The sequence below is a fragment of the Deinococcus actinosclerus genome, from assembly GCF_001507665.1.
Taxonomy (GTDB): Bacteria; Deinococcota; Deinococci; order Deinococcales; family Deinococcaceae; genus Deinococcus; species Deinococcus actinosclerus.
The window spans coordinates 141,316-163,724 of the sequence record NZ_CP013910.1 but is presented as its reverse complement, the minus strand read 5'-3'; the positions used below and the strand labels follow the sequence as shown (position 1 = coordinate 163,724).

General features: G+C 68.5%; 18 protein-coding genes, 1 tRNA gene and 2 pseudogenes. 7 read left to right on the top strand and 14 right to left on the bottom strand.

Annotated elements, in window-relative coordinates; genetic code table 11:
- Nucleotides 1–244: 244 nt before the first annotated feature.
- From AUC44_RS00825 to AUC44_RS00815, 3 genes are all read right to left on the bottom strand, one after another.
- A complete protein-coding gene (locus tag AUC44_RS00825) occupies nt 245–808 on the bottom strand; it encodes a hypothetical protein (RefSeq protein ID WP_062156973.1) in 564 nt (187 codons plus the stop codon).
- 88 nt (nt 809–896) lie between these two features.
- The gene (locus AUC44_RS00820; protein WP_062156972.1) at nt 897–1,379 is read right to left on the bottom strand and encodes a hypothetical protein; all 483 of its coding nucleotides are present in this window, start codon (nt 1,377–1,379) and stop codon (nt 897–899) included.
- Nucleotides 1,380–1,460: 81 nt separating this feature from the next.
- On the bottom strand, nt 1,461–2,588 hold the full coding sequence (locus tag AUC44_RS00815) for a pyridoxal phosphate-dependent aminotransferase (protein ID WP_062156971.1): 1,128 nt from the start codon (nt 2,586–2,588) through the stop codon (nt 1,461–1,463).
- Between the two features lie 116 nt (nt 2,589–2,704).
- Between AUC44_RS00815 and AUC44_RS00810 the strand changes: the two genes are divergently transcribed.
- The 4 genes and pseudogenes from AUC44_RS00810 to AUC44_RS16020 all read left to right on the top strand — a co-directional run bounded on the left by AUC44_RS00810 (nt 2,705) and on the right by AUC44_RS16020 (nt 8,165).
- On the top strand, nt 2,705–3,760 hold the full coding sequence (locus AUC44_RS00810; protein ID WP_062156970.1) for a GGDEF domain-containing protein: 1,056 nt from the start codon (nt 2,705–2,707) through the stop codon (nt 3,758–3,760).
- A 96-nt stretch (nt 3,761–3,856) separates the two neighbouring features.
- Nucleotides 3,857–6,927: pseudogene (gene carB, locus AUC44_RS00805) on the top strand (carbamoyl-phosphate synthase large subunit).
- Nucleotides 6,928–7,110: 183 nt separating this feature from the next.
- On the top strand, nt 7,111–7,410 hold the full coding sequence (locus tag AUC44_RS16355; RefSeq protein WP_157445115.1) for a HipA family kinase: 300 nt from the start codon (nt 7,111–7,113) through the stop codon (nt 7,408–7,410).
- Nucleotides 7,394–8,165, top strand: a pseudogene (locus AUC44_RS16020) (IS5 family transposase). Before AUC44_RS16355 ends, AUC44_RS16020 begins: the two are co-directional and overlap by 17 nt.
- On the opposite strand, the gene AUC44_RS00795 reads toward AUC44_RS16020, so the two are convergent.
- From AUC44_RS00795 to AUC44_RS00775, 4 genes are all read right to left on the bottom strand, one after another.
- Entirely contained in the window at nt 8,137–8,862 is a 726-nt protein-coding gene (locus AUC44_RS00795; RefSeq protein ID WP_062156968.1) for a DUF4279 domain-containing protein, read from the bottom strand. The pseudogene AUC44_RS16020 and the gene AUC44_RS00795 overlap by 29 nt on opposite strands.
- Before the next feature lie 632 nt (nt 8,863–9,494).
- Nucleotides 9,495–10,373 carry a TAXI family TRAP transporter solute-binding subunit gene (locus AUC44_RS00785; RefSeq protein WP_062156966.1) on the bottom strand — a complete coding sequence of 293 codons (879 nt, stop codon included), beginning with the start codon at nt 10,371–10,373 and terminating at the stop codon, nt 9,495–9,497.
- A gap of 13 nt (nt 10,374–10,386) precedes the next feature.
- Nucleotides 10,387–10,575, bottom strand: coding sequence for a hypothetical protein (locus tag AUC44_RS00780; RefSeq protein ID WP_062156965.1), 189 nt, complete (start codon nt 10,573–10,575; stop codon nt 10,387–10,389).
- Complete coding sequence (locus tag AUC44_RS00775) at nt 10,572–11,327, bottom strand: hypothetical protein (RefSeq protein WP_062156964.1); 756 nt, start codon at nt 11,325–11,327, stop codon at nt 10,572–10,574. The genes AUC44_RS00780 and AUC44_RS00775 overlap by 4 nt, the downstream gene beginning before the upstream one ends.
- A 170-nt stretch (nt 11,328–11,497) precedes the next feature.
- On the opposite strand from AUC44_RS00775, the gene AUC44_RS00770 reads away from it, so the two are divergent.
- Entirely contained in the window at nt 11,498–12,448 is a 951-nt protein-coding gene (locus AUC44_RS00770) for an MBL fold metallo-hydrolase (protein ID WP_062156963.1), read from the top strand.
- A gap of 46 nt (nt 12,449–12,494) precedes the next feature.
- Here AUC44_RS00770 and speA read toward each other — a convergent pair whose 3' ends face one another.
- The 3 genes from speA to AUC44_RS00755 form a co-directional block, all read right to left on the bottom strand.
- Nucleotides 12,495–14,402 (bottom strand): biosynthetic arginine decarboxylase, encoded by a 1,908-nt coding sequence (gene speA / locus AUC44_RS00765; RefSeq protein WP_062156962.1) that lies wholly within the window; start codon nt 14,400–14,402, stop codon nt 12,495–12,497.
- 231 nt (nt 14,403–14,633) lie between these two features.
- Nucleotides 14,634–14,709: transfer RNA gene (locus AUC44_RS00760), tRNA-Asp, on the bottom strand.
- A gap of 13 nt (nt 14,710–14,722) precedes the next feature.
- Nucleotides 14,723–15,757 (bottom strand): GGDEF domain-containing protein, encoded by a 1,035-nt coding sequence (locus AUC44_RS00755; RefSeq protein WP_062156961.1) that lies wholly within the window; start codon nt 15,755–15,757, stop codon nt 14,723–14,725.
- Nucleotides 15,758–15,952: 195 nt separating this feature from the next.
- On the opposite strand from AUC44_RS00755, the gene AUC44_RS00750 reads away from it, so the two are divergent.
- Nucleotides 15,953–16,936 carry a serine hydrolase domain-containing protein gene (locus tag AUC44_RS00750; protein WP_062156960.1) on the top strand — a complete coding sequence of 328 codons (984 nt, stop codon included), beginning with the start codon at nt 15,953–15,955 and terminating at the stop codon, nt 16,934–16,936.
- Between the two features lie 98 nt (nt 16,937–17,034).
- Here the strand turns inward: AUC44_RS00750 and AUC44_RS00745 are convergent, their stop codons facing one another.
- The 4 genes from AUC44_RS00745 to AUC44_RS00730 are packed head-to-tail and all read right to left on the bottom strand — an operon-like array spanning nt 17,035 to nt 20,427.
- Nucleotides 17,035–17,487: a response regulator gene (locus tag AUC44_RS00745; protein ID WP_062156959.1), complete on the bottom strand. Its 453-nt coding sequence runs from the start codon at nt 17,485–17,487 to the stop codon at nt 17,035–17,037.
- Entirely contained in the window at nt 17,484–17,717 is a 234-nt protein-coding gene (locus AUC44_RS00740) for a sensor histidine kinase (protein WP_157445114.1), read from the bottom strand. Before AUC44_RS00740 ends, AUC44_RS00745 begins: the two co-directional genes overlap by 4 nt.
- Nucleotides 17,714–19,759, bottom strand: a complete 2,046-nt coding sequence (locus AUC44_RS00735; RefSeq protein WP_062156957.1) for a PAS domain-containing sensor histidine kinase — start codon at nt 19,757–19,759, stop codon at nt 17,714–17,716. The genes AUC44_RS00740 and AUC44_RS00735 overlap by 4 nt, the downstream gene beginning before the upstream one ends.
- Before the next feature lie 2 nt (nt 19,760–19,761).
- Nucleotides 19,762–20,427: a response regulator transcription factor gene (locus tag AUC44_RS00730; RefSeq protein ID WP_082688890.1), complete on the bottom strand. Its 666-nt coding sequence runs from the start codon at nt 20,425–20,427 to the stop codon at nt 19,762–19,764.
- Nucleotides 20,428–20,686: 259 nt separating this feature from the next.
- Between AUC44_RS00730 and AUC44_RS00725 the strand changes: the two genes are divergently transcribed.
- On the top strand, nt 20,687–22,360 hold the full coding sequence (locus tag AUC44_RS00725) for a ribonuclease J (RefSeq protein ID WP_062156956.1): 1,674 nt from the start codon (nt 20,687–20,689) through the stop codon (nt 22,358–22,360).
- Nucleotides 22,361–22,409: the final 49 nt, after the last annotated feature.

The following is a 22,409-nucleotide window of genomic DNA, read 5'->3' as shown; positions in this document are numbered from 1 at the left end:
GTGAAGGTGCCGCCTGTAAACCCCGGGGGGGGTCAGGCGGTCAGCTTCAGCGTCGGGAGGTCAGGGTCTGCATATGCTTGTATGGTTATACGCAGATTGCGTATAGCTATGCAGACGAGGCTAGCAGGGGGAGCGCGGGGGGTCAAGTGAGGTGTCCAGCCCAGCCGCGCCGGGGTAGCAGAAAGGAGCCGCCCGCAGGCGACTCCCGTCAGAGCAAAGATTCAGTGCCGGGTCGGTGCGCGGCTCAGCGGAGGGTGTACGTGAAGCCGATGCTGGGCTTCAGGAACGCGCCGGTGGCCGTGTCGCTCACGGTGGCCGAGCCGCCGCTCACGCTGGCACGCAGGAAGGAGGGGCCACCCGCAAGCTCGAAGAAGCCGCTGAAGCCGGGGGCCACGGCGTAACGCACGCCGGCCAGCAGGGTGGGGTTGATGGTGGTCAGGCGGGCCGTGAACTTGCCGGCGTCGGTCGCGCCGCTTTCAGACACGGTGTTCAGGCCCAGGCCGCCACCCACGTACACGTCGGCGCCCCCGGTGCTGGTCACGCTGCGCAGGTAGGTGAACTCCCCGCCGAAGCCGAGCTTGTCGGACCCGTACAGGTTGGGGAACAGTTCGAGCTGGGTACGCACGGCCGACACGCTGTCGAGATCGTAGGTGTAGCTCAGGCCCACCCCGAACGAGCCGTCGAAGTCGAGGGATTCGCCGTCGGCGCGGTAGAAGCCCTTGGTGTAGCTGCCGCTCAGGCCGAGGCTGTCGGCGGCGGCGAGGGAGGCGGCGCTGAGGAGGGCAGTGGCGATCAGGGAGTTCTTCATCGGGTGTGAGGATAGTCAGGTCCTCTCATGAAGACAAGCGAAAGTGACCACCCCACGAGGGGTGGCCACTGGACAGCTGTCCAACCGATCAGGGCAGGCGGTAGTTCAGGCCGATGCGGGCGCCGCTGCCGAGGCGGACGTCACTGGCAGCGCTGCCACCCACGGTCACGCGGGGGCCGATGTTGCCCTCCACGAAGAAGCTGAGGGGATCGGTGACGTTGTAGCGCAGGCCCAGGGTGCCGTGGGGGTAGACGCTCACGCCGCCGCCCTGGCCGAGCACCACGCCCGCGCCGAGACCCAGGCCGTAGTAGGGGGTCAGGCCACCCAGCGCGGAGCCGGTGCCCACGAAGTCGCCCAGGTAGTCCACGCTGCCGCCGATGGAGATGTTGTCGCGGCTGAAGTTGAAGTTCGTGGCGTCGAGATTCAGGCCGTAGCGCATGGCGCTCGCGCCGGTCAGGTCGGTCTGGTAGTGAATGGTCGCGCCGGAGCCGATCGAGCCGCCGACGTACGAGGCGGCGGAGGCGCCGGACAGGGCGGTGAGGGTCATCAGGCCAAGGATCGTGGTCTTCATGACCCGGAGCATAGCCGCGCCCCGCGCGTTTGCATAAGGGAAAATCCCTTACAGAACGCTGATGTCACCTTTATTACAATCTCATGCACCGGTCAGGAGGCGCGCGGCGCCCAGCTGGGTCAGGGCCAGGTCAATCTCTGCGTCGGATTTGCAGAAGGCCCAGCGGGTCAAGCCCACCGGCGCCGCCCGCTGCGCGTAGAAGGCCTCGCCCGGAATGACCGCCACGCCCGCCTCGTGCACCAGCGTCTCGGCCGTCCAGCTGGGGTGCAGGGCGGTCAGGAAATACGTGCCGCGCGGCTCGAACACCGCCGCGCCCAGCTCGCGCAGCCCGGCGGCCAGCCGCTGCATGCGCCCCGCGTACCCCTGACGGAGCTCCTCGTAGAACCCGGCCGCCCGCGCCACGGGCAGCGCCGCCGCCACCGCCGCCTGAAGCGGGGCGGGCGCGCAGAAGCTCGTGATCTGCCGCAGGCCCAGTACCCCCGGGGTCAGGCCGGGCGGCGCGGCGATCCAGCCCACGCGCCAGCCCGTGGCCTCCAGCCGCTTGCCCGCGCTGCCCACCGTGAAAGTCCGCTCGGGCGCCAGGGTCCGCAGGGGGGTGGGCCGCGCACCGAAGTACAGTTCGTCGTACACCTCGTCACTGACGATCCACAGGTCGTGCCGGCGGGCCAGCGCCACGATCCCGGCCAGTTCCTCGCCAGTAAAGACCGTGCCGGTGGGATTGAAGGGACTGTTCAGCAGCAGCGCCCGCGTGCGCGGCGTGACGGCCGCCGCCAGCGCCTCCAGGTCGAACTGCCAGCCGCGCGCGGGATCCAGCGTCATGGGGACCGTCACGCCGCGGGCGCCGGCCAGCGCCACCTGCGGCAGGTACACGTCGAAGACGGGTTCGAGCATCAGGGCCTCGTCACCGGGACCCAGCAGGGCCAGGGCCAGCAGGTGCAGCGCCTCGGTGGCGCCGCAGGTGACGGTCACGTCCGCGCCGTCCACACCCAGATCAGCGCCCAGCGCGTCGCGCAGCGCCGGGAGACCCGCCGGGGGCGCGTACTGGTCGGCGCGGCCCAGTGCGCCGCGCGCGGCGTCCAGCAGGAACGCGGGAGGCGGCGCGCTGGGAAAGCCCTGGCCCAGGTTCACGGCGCCCCGCTGCGCGGCGAGGCGGCTCATGCGGGCGAAGACGCTCTCCTGGGCGGCCGCGCGGTCATGCAGGTGTGGCATACGCGCAGTCTGCACCCACCCGCCGGCGGCCAGGAGCGGCGCATGCAGACAGGGTCCCCGGTTCATGCCCCGCGCCGTGAGACCGGCGTCAGACGCGGGACGCCAGACTGCGCTCCATGCGCAGGTTCCGCGTTCCGGACGGCACGCCGGAAGCCCAGTACCGCCACGCGGGCCTGCTGGCCGTGCAGCTCTGCCTGCTGCTGACCACCGCCTGCACCCTGGCCCTGAGCGGGCCGCTGCGGGTGGGCCCCACCGATCAGGTCCTGCTGGCCCTGCTGCTCGTCCAGCACGCCGGGTACGTCCTGTGGCTGCGGCGCGCGCCGCAGCGGTTCCAGCTCGTCGGCCTGCTGGAACTGGGCGGCGAACTGCTGGCCGGCACGTACCGCATGCGCGAGGTGCTGCTCGTCGACCACACCGCGCACGGCCTGAGCGGCTACTCGTACTGGCTGGCGCTGCCGTACCTCGTGGCCTCGCTGGCGCTGCCCCCCCGCGCGGCGCTGGCGGTGTCCGGCGCGTACCTGCTGGTGCTGGGCGCGCTGGGCGCCGCGTACTGGACGAATCCCGACGTGCCGCCCGGCCTGCGGCAGGACAACGGCAACGCCTGGCTCCAGATGCTGCTCATGCACGCGGCGCTGCTCACCGTGATCACGCTGCAGCAGCACCTGCGCCGCCGCTACGCGCTGGCGGTCACCCGCGCCGAGCGCCGCTCCGCGCAGGCGCTGCGCGACCCGCTGACCGGCCTGCCCGGCCGGCGCGCCCTGGACGACTGGCCCCAGCCCCCGGGCGGCATGCACAGCGTCGTGTACTTCGACCTGGACCACTTCAAGCGCGTGAACGACACCCACGGGCACGACGTCGGCGACGACGTGCTGCGCCACGTGGCGCGCGCCGCCCGCGCCGCCCTGCGCGCCGGGGACCGCGTGGTGCGCTGGGGCGGCGAGGAATTCCTGCTGCTGATCGACGGGGACGCGGCGGCCGCCCGCGCCGCCGCCGAACGCCTGCAGGACCGGCTGCGCCGCGACCCGCACCCGGTGGCGGGGCCGGTCACCCTGAGCTGCGGGGTGGCGCACCGGCGGCCCGGCGAACCGCTCGACAGCACGCTGGGCCGCGCGGACCGGGCGCTGTACGCGGCCAAACGTGCCGGGCGCGACGCCGTGGAGGTCGCCGGCTGAACGGGTCCGCCGGGAATGGACCGTCCCGGATGACTGCATAAGTTTGCATGCGGCTTACCTTTCGGGGGGCGCGGCGTGTTAGGCTCATTCTCTGGAATGCCTAAGCGTACTGACATCCAGACCATCCTGATTCTCGGCAGCGGCCCCATCCAGATCGGGCAGGCAGCCGAGTTCGACTATTCCGGCACGCAGGCCCTCAAGGCCCTGAAGAAGGAAGGCTACCGGGTGGTGCTGGTGAACAGCAACCCGGCGACGATCATGACCGACCCGGACCTGGCGGACGCCACGTACCTGGAACCCCTGACGCCCGAGTTCGTGCGCCGCGTCATCGAGAAGGAACGCCCGGACGCGCTGCTGCCCACCCTGGGCGGCCAGACGGCGCTGAACCTCGCCATGGACCTGAACGCCGACGGCACGCTTGAGCAGTTCGGCGTGGAACTGATCGGCGCGAACGCCGCCGCGATCCGCAAGGGCGAGGACCGCGAGGAGTTCCAGGCGGCCATGAAGAAGATCGGCGTGGAAACCGCGCGCGGACAGATGGTGCACTCGATGGAGGAAGCCGTCGAGTACCAGAAGCAGATCGGGCTGCCCATCGTGATCCGGCCCTCGTTCACACTCGGCGGCACGGGCGGCGGCATCGCGCACACCTACGAGGAGTTCCTGGCAATCACGGAAGGCGGCCTGCGCGACAGCCCCGTCACCAGCGTGCTGCTGGAAGAAAGCATCCTGGGCTGGAAGGAGTACGAGTTGGAGGTCATGCGCGACCACGCCGACACGGTCGTGATCATCACCTCCATCGAGAACTTCGACCCGATGGGCGTGCACACCGGGGACAGCATCACGGTCGCCCCGGCGCAGACCCTCAGTGACGTGGAGTACCAGCGGCTGCGCGACCAGTCCCTGGCGATCATCCGCGAGATCGGCGTGGACACCGGCGGCAGCAACATCCAGTTCGCCGTGAACCCCAAAGACGGCCGCGTGATCGTCATCGAGATGAACCCCCGCGTCAGCCGCTCCTCAGCGCTGGCCAGCAAGGCGACCGGCTTCCCGATTGCCAAGATCGCCGCGCTGCTCGCGGTCGGGTACCACCTCGACGAGCTGAAGAACGACATCACCCTGAGCACGCCCGCCAGCTTTGAGCCCAGCATCGACTACGTGGTCACGAAGATCCCCCGCTTCGCGTTCGAGAAGTTCCCCGGCACGCCCGACGCCCTGGGCACCCAGATGCGCTCCGTGGGCGAGGTCATGGCCATCGGCCGCACCTTCAAGGAGAGCCTCCAGAAGGCCATGCGAAGCATCGAGTCCGACGTGCGCGGCGCGTTCGCCGCCATGAGCGAAGACGACCTGCGCGGGCTGCTGTACGGCAACCCCCGCCGCCTGGAAGCCGTGCTGGAGCTCCTGCGCCGGGGCGAGACCACGGCGGCGCTGTTCGACGCCACGAAGATCGACCCGTGGTTCCTCAGCCAGCTCAAGGAGATCATCGACGCCGAGACCGAGATCACGCAGCTCGGCCCCATCGGGGAGTGGAAGTACGAGATCTGGCGCGAGGTCAAACGCCTGGGCTTCAGTGACGCCCGCATCGGCGAGATCGTCGGCCTGAGCGAACTGGACGTCCGCGCGCTGCGCAAGGAGGCGAAAGCCACGCCCGTCTACAAGACCGTGGACACCTGCGCCGCCGAATTCGAGGCCTTCACGCCCTACCACTACTCCACGTACGAGTGGGAGGACGAGGTCACGAGCACCGACAAACCCAAGGTCGTCATCCTGGGGTCGGGCCCCAACCGCATCGGACAGGGCGTGGAATTCGACTACGCCACCGTCCACGCCGTCTGGGCACTTCAGGAAGCCGGGTACGAGACCATCATGGTCAACTCCAACCCCGAGACGGTCAGCACCGACTACGACACCGCCGACCGCCTGTACTTCGAACCGCTGACGTTCGAGGACGTCATGAACATCGTCGAGCACGAGAAACCCGTCGGCGTGATCGTGCAGCTCGGTGGGCAGACCCCGCTGAAACTCGCCAGGCGACTCGCGGACGCCGGCGCGCCCATCATCGGCACCAGCCCCGAAACCATCCACGAGGCCGAGGACCGCGCCAGCTTCAACGCCCTGTGCGAACGCCTCGGCCTCCCCCAACCCAAGGGCAAGGTCGCCGAAACCCCGGATCAGGCCGCCGCGCTCGCCACGGAACTCGGCTTCCCGCTCATGGCCCGCCCCTCCTACGTCCTGGGGGGCCGCGCCATGCGCACCGTCCGCTCCATGGACGAACTCACCACCTACCTGAACGAGGTGTACGCCGCCGTCGAGGGGCAACCCAGCATCCTCCTCGACCAGTTCCTCGAAGGCGCGCTGGAACTCGACGTGGACACCCTCTGCGACGGAGAAACCGCCGTCGTCGCGGGCATCATGGAACACGTCGAAGCGGCCGGCGTCCACAGCGGCGACAGCGCCTGCATCCTCCCGCCCGTCACCCTCGACCCCGCCATCCTGGCGCGCGTCAAAGCCGACACGGAACGCCTCGCGCTGGAACTGGGCGTCAGGGGCCTCATGAACGTCCAGTGGGCCATCAAGGACGGCACCGCGTACATCCTCGAAGCGAACCCCCGCGCCAGCCGCACCGTCCCCTTCGTCAGCAAGGCCGTGAACCACCCCCTCGCCAAGAGCGCCGCCCGCATCGCCGTCGGCCACACCCTGCAACAGATCGGCCTCACCGACACCCCCACCCCCCCATGTACTCCGTGAAGGAAGTGCACCTGCCGTTCCTGAAATTCAAGGGCGTCATCCCCACCCTCGGCCCCGAAATGAAAAGCACCGGCGAAAGCATGGGCATCGACACCGACCCCTACCGCGCGTTCTACCGCGCGCAGATCGGCGCGAAAAACAACCTCCCCACCACCGGCACCGCCCTGCTGCTCGGCGACGGACTGGACGACATCGCCACGCAACTTCAGGACGCAGGCCTGACCGTCACCCGCGAGCAGACTGACCAGCTGCCCGCCCTGCTGATCGACGTGACCGGCAGCGAGTACCTGCGCACCGCACTGGAACGCGGCGTGCCCATCGTCAGCACCAAAGAAGCCGCCGAATGGACGGCGAAGGCAATTGCCGCCGCGAAGGATGACGCGCTGGGCGTGAAGAGCTTGCAGGAATGGGTGAACGGCTGACGTAAAGCTTTACTTACTCAGTTGCGTATGGATGTAGGAACACATCATACGCAACTGATCGCTGTATAGACAAATGTGCGCCAATTTCGCCAATGGCGTAATTATTATACTATATCTATTTCATAGCAGATTATATGCATAACTATGGCAGACGGTGCGGCATAACGACCGTATAGTCCAACTATGCCCGCAACGTATGTAAAAGTAGCAGAGGTGATGAAGAGCTATCCCTCACTTACTCAGCCGTATTTAGTAGTGGGGGATGATGGAAAATTATATATTCTCAAACACGCAAAAAGTCAACAGGATTTATTAACCATGGCTGCCGAATATATTGCTACCAAATTTGGAGTCATGTCGAATGTACCGGTTCTCGATTGCACAATTATAGAAGTTGACGAAGTTGCGCTAGAGCTGATCCGGAAATTTGGTGACAGTGTGCCGCCTAACTGGGCGGCACACTCTGCTGATGCGGCTGAGTGATGCCCAATGGGCCGTCCTTGCACCTCTCATCCCACCACCAATTAACCGTACCCCCGGGGTCGGCCACGCCGCTCTGATCGCGAGGTGCTTGAAGGCATCCTCTGGGTGCTGCGTACTGGAGCACAGTGGGCCGCCCTGCCACAAGGGGAGTACCCACCCAAGACCACCTGCCACGACCGTTTCCAGGAGTGGGTGGAACGGCGGGTGTTCCTGACGATCCTCACGGCACTCGCCGAACTCAGCGAGGAATACGCACTCTTGGATCTCCGGGAGGCGTTCATCGACGGCACCTTCAGTGCCGCAAAAAAAGGGGCGCGGATGTCGGGCCCACCAAGAAAGGCAAAGGCACCAAGATCATGATCATGGTGGATGCGAGCGGCATGCCGCTCGCGGTGCACACCTGCAGTGCCCGTTCAGCAGAAGTGACATTGGTGCAGGACACGCTGGACGCCTCGTTCGGGATGCTGTTTCCAGAACGGCTGATCGGGGATAAAGCGTATGACAGTGACGGTCTCGATGTGGAGCTGGCTGCGCTGGGTATCGAGATGATTGCGCCCAATCGACGAAATCGTCGCAAAACGCAGGATGGTCGTCCGCTGCGCCGCTTCAAGCGGCGCTGGAAGGTCGAACGCACCATCGCGTGGCTGCAGAGTTTTCGGCGCGTCCGGACGCGCGATGAGGTGAAGGCAGAGAACTTCCTCGGGATGGTTCAGCTGGCCTGTCTCGTCATCTTGCTCCGCCTTCTGGTTGCGTGATGTGGACCTGTTCATCCGGCGCTTCGTGTGGGCGCCCCAGTTCAGGACCTGAAGCGTACAGATCGACGTCCAGCCCCGCCCCCAGGGCCGCGATACGCGCCATGTCTCTGGCTTCAATGGGCAAACCCCACATCTGCTGTGCGTACCCCTGGTACCCCACCAAGATGTTGATGTCACACACCGACCCCAAGGCCCGAATACGTGATGACGCGTGGTCGGTCACATCCAAAAGCCGAGTCAGCTTGTCCTCAAACTCACCTGGCAAGTCCCCTTCAGGACACAACGTCCACCGCGTAAACCTGTACGGTCCCAGGTGCTGCATGTGTCGTGGTCGAAGGTCGCCTGTGCTCCAACTGTCGGTCGGCTCCAGTCCGATGGCCTGCGTGATGTCTCCAGCGGTGAGCTCGCCACTGACCAGACTCAGGGCGACCCGGCTTCTGGCCTCCGCACGGCACCCACGAATGGTCCAGGTGCCGCCGTGGTGCTCCATCATCAGGACCAGAAAGTAGTGCTCCGACTCCGGTTTGAAATAGACCTCAAAAAGGGCATCCTTGGCGAGGACGGCGTGGACCCGGGGAAGGCCATGCTCCAGTTCGAGTGGGTGCGGACCGAAGAACTGCGTGGTATCGGCACGGGTCGGCGTGGTGAGTTCGGCCAGAGCCGCTTCGACAGCAGCGGAATGAAGGAAGGCAAGCATCTCACGTAGGGTATGCAGGCTGAGCCTTCTCAGCATCGGCATAATGCACCACCCGCGAGAATTTTCGGATGGTCTCTAGAATATAGATTAGGGAAAATTGGAGTGACAATATACTCGCCACAAGATATGGACGCTTTGATCAATCGCATCGAAAATGGCAGACCTCTATATAATTAAATGAATGTAAAATTGAAATAATTTGCGCTTCTGCTGGGGCGCGGGGTGGTGACGGGGGGCGGACTGAGCCAAAAAGCCAGAACCGCCCCTCTCCCCTGTCAGCCCCCTGTGGGATACTGCGTCATGACCCTACGCCGCACCCTGACGCTCACCACGCACGCGGACGCCGCCCGCGCCGACCGGGAAGCGAACTGGGCGAAAACGCCCCAGGAGCGGCTGGCGGAAGTGGAATTCCTTCGCGCGCAGAGGTACCCCGGTGGAACTGCCCCCAGACTTCAGAGAACTCTTGAGTTCGTCAGGCGCGACAAGGGTTCTCTCTGAACGTCACACGGCGCTGAGGCGTGCAGACGCAGCATGAGGCAACGTACCCCGCTTCCTGCATCCCGCCTCCCCTCTCCCCCATCAATGCAGAATGGCCGGGTCTCCCCAGCCATCCGCCTTCTGCCATCAGCCCGTTACTTGTATTGAGGCCAGGGCCACGTCTTGAACGTGACTTCCTGCCATTTGGGGTGCATGCCTTCGTCTTCTTGCAGGTTCACGAGTTTGCTCGTGGCGCACTTCTGGTATTTCAGCAGGAGGTCTTTCTTCTCGGGGGTTTTGAAGTCGCGGGTGGCGAGGACGCTCTGCACGGCGACGGTGGGGACGCTGCTGGCGCTCAGGTTGGGGTACAGGAGTTTGGCGCTGGTGTAGATGCCGTTCAGGGTGGGCGCGTAGGGGATGGGGACGAGGTTCACGCCGCTGAGGTCCTTGACCCAGGTGGCGGGCTGGCCGACGACGGCGAGGACGGCATCGACCTGTCCGGCGCGCAGGGCGTTGAAGGCGGCGTCGCGGTCCTTGACGCTGGTGACGGTGTAGGGCACGCCGAGTTTGGCGCTGAGGACGCGGGCGGTGATGAGGCTGCCGCCCCACGCGGCGACGCGTTTGCCTTTCAGGTCGGCGTAGGTGGTGACGCCGGTGGTGGTGACTTTGCCCAGGATGCTTTTCTTGGTGACGGGCGGCGGGGCGAACAGGTGGATTTCTTCGTTGTGCAGGGGCAGCAGCGCTTTGATGTTCTGCACGCGGGTGTCGCCGTCGATCTGTTCTTTGGCTTTCAGGACGTCGCTCTGCACGAACGCCAGCGAGACTTCGTTGCTGAGGAGCAGGTCGATGTTTTCCAGGCTGCCGCTGGTGCCGCGTTCTTTCAGGTAGGCGCTCTGGGTGCAGACCTTGCCGATGTTCTTGAACATGGTCGAGTACGTGCCGGTGGCGCTGCCGGTGGCGACGTTCAGGAACGTGGCGGCGTGTGCGGGGCTCAGGAGCAGCAGGGTCAGGAGGGGCAGCGTGCGTGCGTTCATGGGGCCTCCGGGGTCACTTCAGGTCGCCGTACCCATCGTTGCTGCTGGGCGGCGTGGGGGTGGGGGTGCCGGTCGCGGGGGTGCCAGTGGCGGGGGTGCTGGCCGCGCCGGTCTGGGTGCGGGTCTGATCGAGGACGATCACGGCGCCGCAGATCAGGAGGATCAGGGCGAGGAGCCCGCCGATGCGCGCGGAGCGGTTCACGCCTGTCCTGCCCGGAGCGCGCGGTTCTCTTCACCGGCGGCGAGTGCCTGATCGAGGAGGGCGGCATTGCGTCCGGCGCGGCGGGCGATTTCCGAGAGGGCGCTCTCGGTGACGTGGCGGTCCTCGGCGCTGAGTTTGGCCTGTTGCAGGGCGCTGGCGACGTTGCCCTTGGCCTGCGCGAGTTGCGTGTCGATGCGGGCCTTGCGGATCTGCCGGTCGAACTCGGCGAGGTCGGCGCGCAGGTCGGTCAGGTGCGTCTGCGCGCGGGCGAACGCGTCGCGGCTGACCTGCAGGTCGGTTTCCCAGCGGGCGATGTCGGCGGCGTCCATGTCGCGGCGGTTCGTGTCGATCAGGCGGCGGAAGTCCTCGATGTGCCCGTTCGCTTCCTGAAGTTGCGCGGCTTTCGCCCCGATCAGCGTTTCGAACTGCTTGCGCTGCACGATCAGGGTTTCCAGCGGCATGGCGCGCGCCACGGCTTCCTTGGCTTTCACGCGTCCGGCGTTCAGCGCGAGGATCAGGGCGGGCATCAGGAAGATCACGGCCAGGATCGCCACGAGGAACGCGCCGATGGTGACGGTGGTCAGCGCGACGTTGAACACGGCGATGGCGGCGCCGCCCAGCGCGGCGAGGGCCAGCACGCCGCCCCCGGTCGCCAGGGCGATCTTCCCGGCGGTGACGGGTCTCGGCGCGGGCGCCTGACTGGTGGAGGGCCGCAGTTCGATGACCGTGTCGTCCCGGTGGGGCTGGCTCATACCTTCTTATACGACAGGGCCAGGCAGGGCGTTGCCGCGGCGCCCGGTGTGGAGGGTGCGTGGTCACGTTCAGGTAGGGTGAAGCCCCCCTCATGGCTGGGGGTGTGTGGCGTCTGCGCGCCTGAAGCTGGGGGACACGCCGGGCACAGAATGGCTTTCTACGCTCAGGTATGACTGCCGTGACGCCGCCCGCGCCCCTTCATCCTCCGGTGTCGTCGCTCGGGGGCACGCAGACACTCCGGGCGGACCTGGTGCGGGTACGCCTGCCGATGGTGAATGCGTTCCTGCTGGGCCAGCCGGGCGGGCCGTGGGTGCTGGTGGACGCTGGGATGCCGGGCACGGCGGGCCTGATCCGCCGGGCAGCCCGCTCGGTCCACGGGGACCGGCCGCCGGAGCTGATCGTGCTGACGCACGGGCACCTGGATCACGTGGGGGCGCTGGCGGACCTGCTGGCGGCGTGGGACGTGCCGGTGTACGCGCACCCGCTGGAGCTGCCGCACCTGACGGGCGTGGCGCCGTACCCGTTTCCGGACCCGACGGTGGGCGGCGTGATGAGCGCCCTGTCCCCGGCATTCCTGCCGGGCCCCTTTGACTTCCGGCCGCACGTGCGGCCCCTGCCGCAGGATGGGTCGGTGCCGGGCGCGCCGGGGTGGCGGTGGCTACACACGCCGGGCCACACCAGCGGGCACGTGTCACTGTGGCGGGCCGCGGACCGGACGCTGGTGGCGGGCGACGCGTTCGTGACGACCCGGCAGGAGACGGCGACCGGGGCGCTGCTGAACGCGGTGACGGAGGTGCGCCGTCCACCGGCGTACTACACGCCGAACTGGGAGGCGGCGGCTGCGTCCGTGCGCGGCCTGGCGGCGCTGAGTCCGGCGCTGGCGGCGACCGGGCACGGGCACCCGATGGCGGGTGAGCCGCTGCGCGAGCAGCTGTCGGCGCTGGCCGCCCAGTTCGAGTCGCGGGGGCGGCCGGCGCGCGGGTGGTACCTGGGGCGTCCGGTGCCCGTGCACGCGGCGCAGCGGGGGGAACCGGACCCGCTGCGACCCATGGTGCTGGGCGCGCTGGGGGGCGTGACGGCCGCGTGGCTGCTGTGGCGGGCACGGCGCCTGCTGCGGTAAAGAGCGGCGGCCAGGGATCGCCTCCTGGCCGCCGCTGGTTCCCTGCTCAGTTCTCGTATTCGAGGTACGTGTACCCGAGGAGTTCCTCACCGTAGTCCTCGAGGAGTTCGTGTTCCTGCTCGTTGGTCAGGATGCCGTTCTTGATGGCGGCGTCGGCCTGATCCTCAATGCTGTCGCGCAGCATGGGTTCCTCGTAGCCCATGGACTCGATCATGCGCCGCGCCTTCTGGCCGCGCACGAACAGGTCGATGTGGAAGCGGCCGCCGGGGCGCAGGGTGACGTGCGCCTCGCTGACCTTCCCGAAGAGGTTGTGGGCGCTGCCGAGCACGTCCTGGTACGCCCCCATCAGGAACACGCCCAGGTAGTACGGTTTGTCGCCGGGTTCGTGCAGCGGCAGGGTCGCCTTGACGTCGCGCAGGTCGATGAATTTCTCGATCTTGCCGTCGCTGTCGCAGGTGATGTCGACCAGGGTGGCCTGCCGGGTGGGTTTCTCGTTCAGGCGGTCCAGCGGCACGATCGGGAACAGCGCCTGGATGGCCCAGTTGTCCGGCAGGCTCTGGAACAGTGAAAAGTTGCAGATGTACTTGTCCGCCAGGACCTTCTGGAGGTCTTCCAGCTCGTCCGGGACGTACTTCTCGTTCTGGATGAGTTTGGCGACCTTGCGCAGGATGGCGTTGAACAGCGCCTCGCCGCGCGCGCGGTCCTGCAGGGTGACGTAGCCCAGGTCGAAGAGGTTGTGGAGGGTCTGCTTGTCGCCGACGGCGTCGTTGTAGGACTCGCGGTAGTTCCGGGCAGTGATGTTCGCCAGGATGTCTTCCATGTCCTTGATGATCTGGTGGCTGTTCTCGTCGGCCGGGGCGAGGTCCTCGAGGTCGCGGGTGGGGCCGGTGACGTCCACGACCGGGAGGATCAGCACGGCGTGGTGCGCGGTCAGGGCCCGGCCGGATTCGCTGACGATCACGGGTTCGGGCACCTCGCGGGCCTTGCAGGTTTCCTGCACGGTGTACACGACGTCGGCGGCGTACTCCTGCACGGTGTAGTTCATGCTGGCGTAGAAGGTGGTCTTCGACCCGTCGTAGTCCACGCCGAGGCCGCCGCCGACGTTCAGGTACTTCAGCTGCGCCCCGGCGGCGATCAGGCCCGCGTACGTCTGCGTGGCTTCACGCACGGCGACCTTCACGCGGCGGATGTCGGTGATCTGCGACCCGATGTGGGTGTGCAGCATGACCAGACTGTCGAGCATGTCCTCTTCCTTCAGGCGCTCGACGACGCGCAGGAGTTCGTAGGCGTTCAGGCCGAATTTCGCCTGATCCCCGCCGGATTCCTCCCACTGGCCCGAGCCGCGCGCGTGCAGTTTGAAGCGCACGCCGATGGCGGGCCGCACGCCGAGCGCCTTGGCCTGCTTCAGGATCCGGTCGAGTTCGCTGTACTTCTCGATGGTGATGACGACGTTCTTGCCGAGGGTGCGGCCCCACAGGGCCAGCTTGATGAAGCCGTCGTCCTTGAAGCCGTTGCAGCACAGCAGCGCGTCGGGGTGCATGCGCTGCGCGAGGCACAGCGCGAGTTCGGCCTTGCTGCCGGCCTCCAGGCCGTGCGCGTAGTCATACCCGGCGGCGGCGATGCTCTCGACGACCACGCGGCGCTGGTTGACCTTGATCGGGAACACGCCCTGGTAGTGGCTGGTGTAGCCGTACTCCGCGATGGCCTTCCCGAACGCCTCGTTCAGGTGCTTCACGCGGCCGCTGATCACCTGCGGGAAGCGCAGGATGACGGGCAGGCTCTCGCCCCGGTCGACGATCTCGTCCACGATGGCGCGCAGGGGCGCGTGCAGGCCGGGGGTGGGGGTGACCTCCACCTGGCCCTTGTCGGACACGCGGAACCACCCGCCCGACCAGTTGGGCACTTGGTACAGTTCGGCGGCGTCGGTGGTGGAAAAACTTGCTGGGGTCGTCATTGAGGGGCGTCCTCCTCCGGTGGGGATAGGCTCGCCGTGCGCGGGGTTCGGAGCGCAGCTCGCGGACGCCGTGCGAAACCGGGCGCATGATACGGCAAACCGGCGCGCCCGCGTGTATCCCCCGCCCTCATTGCGGCCTTCATGTTCCGGCGGCCCGCGCTACGCACCGGAATGAAAGACCGGGGTGAACGAAGGAAGCGCCTGCGGCATTCACCGAGGCGCTTCCTTTACTGGCGGTCCGGACGGGATTTGAACCCGCGACCTTCTGCGTGACAGGCAGATATGCTAACCGCTACACTACCGGACCAGCGGAGAGAAGGTTACCGGCCAGCGGCGCGCTTGTCAAGCGGGGTGGGGGGCGAGCTGAGCACCACGCGGTTGCGCCCCGCGTCCTTCGCGGCGCGCAGGGCGGCGTCGGCCCGCTCGAAGGCCCGCTGCACCGGCTCACCGGGCGCGGTGCGGGTCAGGCCGGCACTGAGGGTCACGCGCTGACCGCCACTGAAGTGCCGCGCGGCGATCTCGCGGCGCACCTGCTCGATCACGGCGGGCGCGTTCACGGGCGCCGGCAGCAGCAGCACGAATTCCTCTCCGCCCCAGCGGTACGCTTCACCTTGCCCGTTCAGGGTGTCCTGGATGACGTCGGCCACGGCGCGCAGCACGCGGTCCCCGGCCAGGTGCCCGTGGGCGTCGTTCACGCGCTTGAAGAAGTCGATGTCGAGCACCGCCACGTGCAGGGTCGCGTGCGCGCGGGCCCGGTCCTGAAACGCGCGGCGGTTGAGCAGCCCGGTCAGGGGATCATGGGTGCGGTCGTGTTCACCCTCGTGGAAGCGGGCGTTCATGAGGGCGAAGGTGCTGGCGTAGTACGTGACGGTCACGCCCACGAGCAACACGAGCAGCGGCAGGTGGTGGTTCATGCCCGACAGCCCCAGCGCCTGCCAGCGCAGCATCAGGGCCGTGACGGCCAGCACCAGCGCGAGATTCAGGATCTGCCCCGTGCGCGGCTGATCGGCGAACACCAGTGTCCAGGCCATCAGGGTGGCGGGGGTCAGCAGCAGGGCCACGGCCAGCTGGTCGATCGTGCCGGTGAAGCCCGGCTGGCCGGCCAGGACCGCCACCGCGATCACGAACACGATGGCCGCCAGGGCGAACACGAACCGCAGCGCGTTCTGCCCGGCCGGGGGCAGCAGCAGGTGCAGCGCCGCACCCAGCGCGGCCAGCAGCATCAGGGCGATGAGCACGGCCGCGCCGGTTCCGCCGTCCAGCACCAGCGCCACGGTCACGGCAGGCAGCACCACCCGGAAGTACAGGCGGCTCACCTGCTGGTGCAGGGGCAGTGGGGAAACGCGGCGTGGCATGGGCTTGGTCCTCCAGTCAGCGGGGGCAGTCAGGGGCGGAACCTCGGCGAGAATGCTGGATACTCCAGACGGAACATCACTGCGCCCATCCGACCTGCCTGCGGCCAGGGTAGCGGGCGCGCCGTCGCAAGACTCTGACACTTGTGGCAGATTCAGCCCGGTCCGGCCGCCCGCCGGTCGGGTACGCTGCCGGGTATGTTCCGTGACCCGCTGCGCGCCACGTTGCGCGACCTGGAAGGTGTGCTGGGCCGCGACCTGTCCCCCCTGCGGCCCCTGCTGCGCGTGGCGCTGGCACAGGGGGGCGTGGTGGGCGCGGCGCGCGGCGCGCGGCAGGTGGCGCTCGGGCTGCGGGGCGCGTCCGGTGAGGCGCCGGGCGAGCTCGCCAGTGTCAGCAAGCCGTTCACGGCGGCGCTGGCGGGCGCGCTGGTGGGGCGCGGCGCCCTGGAGTGGCACGCGCCCCTCTCGGCCCTGGGGGGACCGCTGCGGCGCGTGCCGAGGTCCGTCACGGCCTGGGGGCTGGCGACCCATACGGCGGGCGTGCCGACCCACCCGGCCCGGATGGGGCTGACGACCTTCACGCACTTCTACGATCCTTACACCTCCATGACGCCGGACGAGGTCGTGAGCAGCGTGCGGCGCTGGGCTCAGCCGCCCGGGCGCTACCGGTACTCGAACCTGGGCGCGGGCCTGCTGGGGCTGGCCTGCGCCGCCGCAGCGGGTGAGGCGTTCAGCGCCGAGGGGTACGCGCGGGCGCTGCGGCACGAGGTGACCGGCCCCCTGGGCCTGCGGGTCACGCCTGACCGGCCGCTGGCGCCGGCCGGCCGCGTGACGGGCTTCGGGCCGCTGGTGGGCGCGGGGGGCCTCTTCGGCGCGGCGGCGGAACTGCTGCGCTTCGGGCAGGCCCACCTGGCCGGGCAGCTGGGCCCGGCGTGGCTGGACGCGCGGCGCGTGCCGGGCCTGCCGGCCGGGGTGGGCGGCATCGCTCCGGGCTGGTTCGCCCGCGGCGCGCTGCCGGGCGGGGTGCGCTGGCATGACGGGGTGGCCCGCGCGGCGCGTGCGGGGCTGGGCGTGCACCTGGAGTCCGGCGCGGTCGTGGTGGTGCTCGCGCGCGGGGGGGCGCCCCTGCTGGGCGCACGCGAGGCGGTCCCGGCTCTGCTCCAGGCGCTGCTGGGGCCCTGAGGGCGCCGGCGCCGCGCGTCTGTCCAGGCTGTGGTCACAGTCGCCGCGGCACCCGCCCGCCCCACGCGCCGACTAAACGGGCGCAGGGGCCGGGCCGATCAGCCGCGCGGGGGAAAGCGCACGAAGGTCAGCCAGAAGGCCTCGAAGGCCCGCATGGCGCCCAGGAAATTCTCGAACCCCACGGGTTTGACCACGTAGCCGCTGGCGTGCCGCTCGTAGGAGGAGCGGACGTCGTCCTCCGCCTGACTGGTGGTGAGCATGACGACCGGGATGCTGCGCAGCGCCGGGTCGGCCTTGACGTCCGAGAGCACCTCCAGGCCGGTCTTGCGGGGCATGTTGATGTCCAGCAGGATCACGTCCGGGCGCGGGGCGCCGGCGTGCTCGCCCTCACGGCGCAGGAAGCGCAGGGCCTCGACGCCGTCACGGGCGACATGCATGCGGTTGGGAACGCGCGCGTCCTCGAAGGCTTCCAGGGTGAGCAGCACGTCGGGCTCGTTGTCCTCGACCAGCAGGATCTCGATGGGTTCGGTGGCGGCAGGGTCGTGGGTCATGGCTGGGGTACCGCCGGGAGGGTGAAGTGGAAGGTGCTGCCCTGGTGCGGGACAGAGTCGAGCCAGATGTGGCCGCCGTGATGCTCGGTGATCTTACGGCAGATGGCCAGGCCCATACCGTTCCCGGCGTACGTTTCGCGGCGGTGCAGGCGCTGGAAGATCTCGAAGATCCGGGCGTGGTACTCCGGCGCGATGCCGATGCCGTTGTCCTGCACGCTGACGTGAATCATGTCCCCGTCCCGCCGGGACGTGACCTGCACCCGGGGGGTTGGCCGGGCTGCTGGAATTTCAGGCCGTTGCTGATCAGGTTGGTGAGCAGCTGCGTGAGCAGCGACCCCTGACCCCACACCTGGTCCGGGGTGTGCCAGGTCAGCTCCCCGCCCGAGGTGGTCAGGGTGGCCTGCACGTTCTGCTGGGCGGCGCGCATCAGGTCGTCGAGCGCCACGGGCGCGAAATTCAGTTCGGTGCGGCTCAGCCGGGCGAAGCCCAGCAGATCCTGAATGAGGCTGCGCATGCGGTCCACGGCGTCCTGCATGAAGTGCAGGTACTGGTCGGCGCGCGGGTCGAGCTGCCCCTGGTAGCGCCGGGCCAGCAGCTCGGTGTAGCTGCCCACCGTGCGCAGGGGTTCTTGCAGGTCGTGACTGGCGACGTACGCGAACTGCTCCAGGTCCTGGTTGCTGCGCTCCAGGTCGGTGATGAGATCCTGCAGCTGCTGCTGCGCGCGGACCCGTTCGGTGATGTCCTGCACCATCACGACTGCGCCGTTCACGTCGCCCGCACTGTCGTGCGTGGCGGTCACGACGTACGCGACCGGCACCGCGTGTCCCTGGGCGTGCCACATGACGTCGCGCTCCACGCGGCGCGTCTGGCCGTCACTCAGCGTCTGGTGGATCGGGCAGTCCTCCAGCGGGTAGGCACTGCCGTCGGCGTGGTGGTGGTGCACCAGCGCGTGCTGCTCCTGGCCGATCATGCTCTCGATGCTGTAGCCCAGCATGCGGGCGGCCGCCGGGTTGGCGAAGGTGGTGACGCCCCGGGCGTCCAGCCCGAAGATGCTCTCGCCCGCAGCGGTGAGCAGCAGGGTACTGAAGCGCGTGACGCGGGAGAGTTCCTCGGTGCGGGCCTCCACGCGCTCTTCCAGTTCGGCGTTCAGGGTGCGCAGCGCCTGCTCGGCCTCGCGGATGGCGCTCAGGTCCGTGTTCGTGCCGAGCCATTCGAGCAGCTGGCCCCGTTCGTCCAGGATGGGCACGCCGCGGGTCAGCATGGGCACGTAGGTGCCGTCGGCGCGGCGCAGGCGGTACTCGGTGGTGTACAGGGTGCCGGTCTCCAGGGCGCGCTGCCAGTCGCGGCTGGCGCCGGCCCGGTCGTCGGGGTGCACCGCGTTCAGCCACCCGGCGCCCTGGTACTCGGCCGTGGTCTGGCCGGTGAAGGCCTCCCAGCGCGGCTGCGGGGGCTGGAGCGATCCGGCTGGATCGGTGTTCCAGACGACCTGGGTGGTGGCCTCCACCAGCGAGCGGAAGCGGCGTTCGCTGCGGCGCACCTCGGCCTGCATCTGCTGGCGCTCGGTGACGTCGGCGAACACCGTGGTGACCTGCTTGGGCTGCTCGGCGCCGGGTGCGCGGCGCGGGATGGCCGTCACCTGCAACCAGCGCCAGGTGGCCTCGCCCGGGTGGTACACGCCCATGGGCACGTCGCGCTGCACCTGCATGGTGCGCAGGGCCTGCACGCTGGGGTGCGTCTCGCCGGGGAATTCGCTGCCGTCCGGGTGCACGGCGCGCCACTCGGGGTCCATGGAGTCGCGCCCGGTCAGCTGCTCCTGGGTCATGCCCAGGATGCGGGCGGCCGCGTCGTTCGTGAGCAGGATGCGGGTGTCCGGGGCCTGCACGGTCATGCCCAGGCCCATGCCGTCCATGAGTTCCAGCGCGACCTCCAGCGGGTCACGCGCCACATGCAGGTGCAGCAGGGCGCCGCCGGCGGTGGGCGCCACGGTCAGCAGGCCCGGGGCGACCGTGTCCACGACCTGCACGGTCACCTGCCGGGTCTCGCCCCGCAGGGCGGCCTGCACGCCGTCCTGAATGGCTGGCACGCTGCCCGGGTGGAACAGCGCCATCCAGTCGCCGGTGGCCGAGTACTGCTGCACCCGGGCCTGGGCGGCGCGGTTGAGCGTGACCTGCCCGCCGGCCGTGAGGTGCGCGACCGGGTCGGGCAGCGCGGCGAACAGCGCCTGGGCGTCCACGCCGTGGAACGCGGCGCCGCCCGCGTCGGTGGGCGTCACCGTCAGCCGCGCAGGGCGTACCCGACGCCGCGCACGGTGCGGAGCAGCCCGTAGCCGTCGAGGTCACGCAGCTTGGCGCGCAGGTTGGCCATGTGCACGTCCACGACGTTGCTGCCCTCGGGCAGGCGGCCCTGCCAGATGTCCTGGCCGATCTCCTGGCGCGAGTACACGCGACCGGGCTGGCGGATCAGCAGGGCCAGGATGTCGAACTCCTTGGGCGAGAGCCGCAGTTCCTCACCCTTGAAGGTCACGAGCCGCTTCTGCGGGTCGAGGGTCAGGTCGCCCATGGTGAGGCTCTCGGTGGTGCGCTGGCGCAGCTGCACCTTCACGCGCGCGAGCAGTTCGTCCGGGTGGAAGGGCTTGATCAGGTAGTCGTCGGCGCCCAGGCCCAGCAGGCGCACCTTCTCGTCCACGGTGTCGCGGGCGGTCAGGACGATGATCGGCACGCTGCTGTTCTTGCGCAGGCGCTGCACGACGTCCCCACCGTCGAAGTCCGGCAGGCCCAGGTCCAGGAGGATCAGCGTGGGCTGCTCCTCGCGCGCCTTGATCAGGCCGTTCATGGCGGAGTCGGCGTGGTCAACCTCGAAGCCGGCGTCGGTCAGATCCATGCGCAGGACGTTGGCGATATCCAGGTCGTCCTCGATGATGAGAATGCGTTGCGGGGTCACGAGACCATGATACTGCCGGGTGACACCAAATCTTCATGATGTTTTCTTGATGTAGGTCCCTTGCAGTTCCGTAAATGACCGGCACGTCAGGTGTGGCGCGCAGCGCCCCTGGCGCGGTGTGCTACGTTGAGCGCACTTCGCCTTCCCTGGCCGCTGCCCGCAGCACCTGACCGGCGACACAATCCACTCACTCAGGCCGCATTCCCTGGCCCCGCCTTCTCTCACCGCCTGCCCCACACGCAGGTCTCCCGGAGTACCCATGAGCAACCCCAGCAAGGCTCCCCGCCCCGAGGGCGCGGCCCCACACCTCGAAGTCATCCCGCTCGGCGGCATGGGCGAGATCGGCAAGAACATCACCGCCTACCGCTACGAAGACGAGATCATGGTCGTCGACGCCGGGCTCGCGTTCCCCGAGAGCCACCAGATGGGCATCGACCTGATCATCCCCCGCATCGACTACCTGCAGCAGCACGCCGGGCTGATCAAAGGCTGGATCCTCACCCACGGGCACGAGGACCACATCGGCGGCCTGCCGTACATCCTGCCCCGCCTGCCGCGCGTGCCGGTCTACGGCGCGGGCCTGACCCTGGGCCTCGTGCGCGAGAAACTCAGCGAGTTCGGCATCAAGGACGGCGAGGTGGACCTGCGCGAGGTGGACCTCAGCGAGACGGTCAAGATCGGCATGCACTTCCAGGTGGAGTTCTTCCGCATGACCCACTCCATCCCCGACAACGCCGGGTACCTGCTCACCACCCCGGCGGGCGTCGTGATGCACACCGGGGACTTCAAGCTCGACGAGGAACCCAGCGACGGCAAGCTCAGCGACCTCGCCCGCATCGAGCAGGCCGGCAAGGACGGCGTCATGCTGCTCATGAGCGACTCCACGAACGCCGAGCGCCAGGGCCGCACCGTCAGCGAGGCCGAGGTCGCCCGTCAGCTCGAAACCCTGATCGCGGGCCTCAAGGGCCGCGTGTTCCTCACGACCTTCGCGTCGAACGTGCACCGCGTGCAGAACGTCATCAACATCGCCCACCGCCAGCGCCGCCGCGTGGTCATGGAGGGGCGCAGCATGATCAAGTACGCCCAGGTCGCCCAGACCCTGGGCTACATGGAACTTCCCGAACCGTTCCTGGCCAGCGACGAGGTCGGCGGCCTGCAGGACCAGCAGGTGCTGTACGTCTGCACCGGCAGCCAGGGGCAGCCTATGAGCGTCCTGTCGCGCCTCGCGTTCGGCAACCACGCCAAGATTGCCCTGCGCCGCGGCGACAGCGTCATCCTGAGCAGCAACCCCATCCCCGGCAACGAGGAAGCCGTGAACCTCGTCATCAACCGCCTGTACGAGATCGGCGTGGATGTCTACTACCCCCCGAACTACCGCGTGCACGCCTCCGGGCACGGCAGCCAGGAGGAACTCGCGACCGTGCTGAACCTCGCGCGGCCCAAGTACTTCCTGCCGTGGCACGGCGAACCCCGCCACCAGATCAACCACGCCCGCCTCGCCCAGACCCTCCCCCGCCCGCCCAAACGCACCCTGATCGCCCGCAACGGCGACGTCGTGCGCGTGTCACAGGACGACTTCAAGGTCACGGGGACCGTGCCCGCCGGGGCCGTGTACGTGGACGGCCTGGGCGTGGGCGACATCGGGGACGACGTGCTGCTCGACCGCGTGAACATGAGCCAGGAGGGCATCCTGATCATGACGGCCGTCCTGCACCCCACCCCGCACGTCGAGATCGTCTCGCGCGGCTTCGTGCGCGCCAACCGCGAACTCGACACCCAGATCCGCAAGGTCGCGCTGGAGGCCATCGAGCAGGGCCTGCGCGAGAAGAAGCGTCTGGAAGACGTCCGCGACGACATGTATGGCGCCGTGCGCCGCTTCGTGCGCAAGGTCACGGGCCGCAACCCCGTCCTGATCCCCCTGATCGTCGACTGAGCCGTCAGCGCCGTGCCACGTGCCCCCCGCCCCCGGCGGGGGGCGTCGG

Bases quoted from the DNA above. Each gene is read 5' to 3' on its own strand.
- AUC44_RS00770 (WP_062156963.1), top strand. From the start codon at position 11,498: ATGACTGCCGTGACGCCGCCCGCGCCCCTTCATCCTCCGGTGTCGTCG.
- AUC44_RS00810 (WP_062156970.1), top strand. From the start codon at position 2,705: ATGCGCAGGTTCCGCGTTCCGGACGGCACGCCGGAAGCCCAGTACCGC.
- AUC44_RS00775 (WP_062156964.1), bottom strand. From the start codon at position 11,327: ATGAGCCAGCCCCACCGGGACGACACGGTCATCGAACTGCGGCCCTCC.
- AUC44_RS00755 (WP_062156961.1), bottom strand. From the start codon at position 15,757: ATGCCACGCCGCGTTTCCCCACTGCCCCTGCACCAGCAGGTGAGCCGC.
- AUC44_RS00750 (WP_062156960.1), top strand. From the start codon at position 15,953: ATGTTCCGTGACCCGCTGCGCGCCACGTTGCGCGACCTGGAAGGTGTG.
- AUC44_RS00820 (WP_062156972.1), bottom strand. From the start codon at position 1,379: ATGAAGACCACGATCCTTGGCCTGATGACCCTCACCGCCCTGTCCGGC.
- AUC44_RS00795 (WP_062156968.1), bottom strand. From the start codon at position 8,862: ATGCTTGCCTTCCTTCATTCCGCTGCTGTCGAAGCGGCTCTGGCCGAA.
- AUC44_RS00785 (WP_062156966.1), bottom strand. From the start codon at position 10,373: ATGAACGCACGCACGCTGCCCCTCCTGACCCTGCTGCTCCTGAGCCCC.
- AUC44_RS00745 (WP_062156959.1), bottom strand. From the start codon at position 17,487: ATGACCCACGACCCTGCCGCCACCGAACCCATCGAGATCCTGCTGGTC.
- AUC44_RS00725 (WP_062156956.1), top strand. From the start codon at position 20,687: ATGAGCAACCCCAGCAAGGCTCCCCGCCCCGAGGGCGCGGCCCCACAC.
- AUC44_RS16355 (WP_157445115.1), top strand. From the start codon at position 7,111: ATGCCCGCAACGTATGTAAAAGTAGCAGAGGTGATGAAGAGCTATCCC.
- AUC44_RS00740 (WP_157445114.1), bottom strand. From the start codon at position 17,717: ATGATTCACGTCAGCGTGCAGGACAACGGCATCGGCATCGCGCCGGAG.
- AUC44_RS00815 (WP_062156971.1), bottom strand. From the start codon at position 2,588: ATGCCACACCTGCATGACCGCGCGGCCGCCCAGGAGAGCGTCTTCGCC.
- speA (WP_062156962.1), bottom strand. From the start codon at position 14,402: ATGACGACCCCAGCAAGTTTTTCCACCACCGACGCCGCCGAACTGTAC.
- AUC44_RS00825 (WP_062156973.1), bottom strand. From the start codon at position 808: ATGAAGAACTCCCTGATCGCCACTGCCCTCCTCAGCGCCGCCTCCCTC.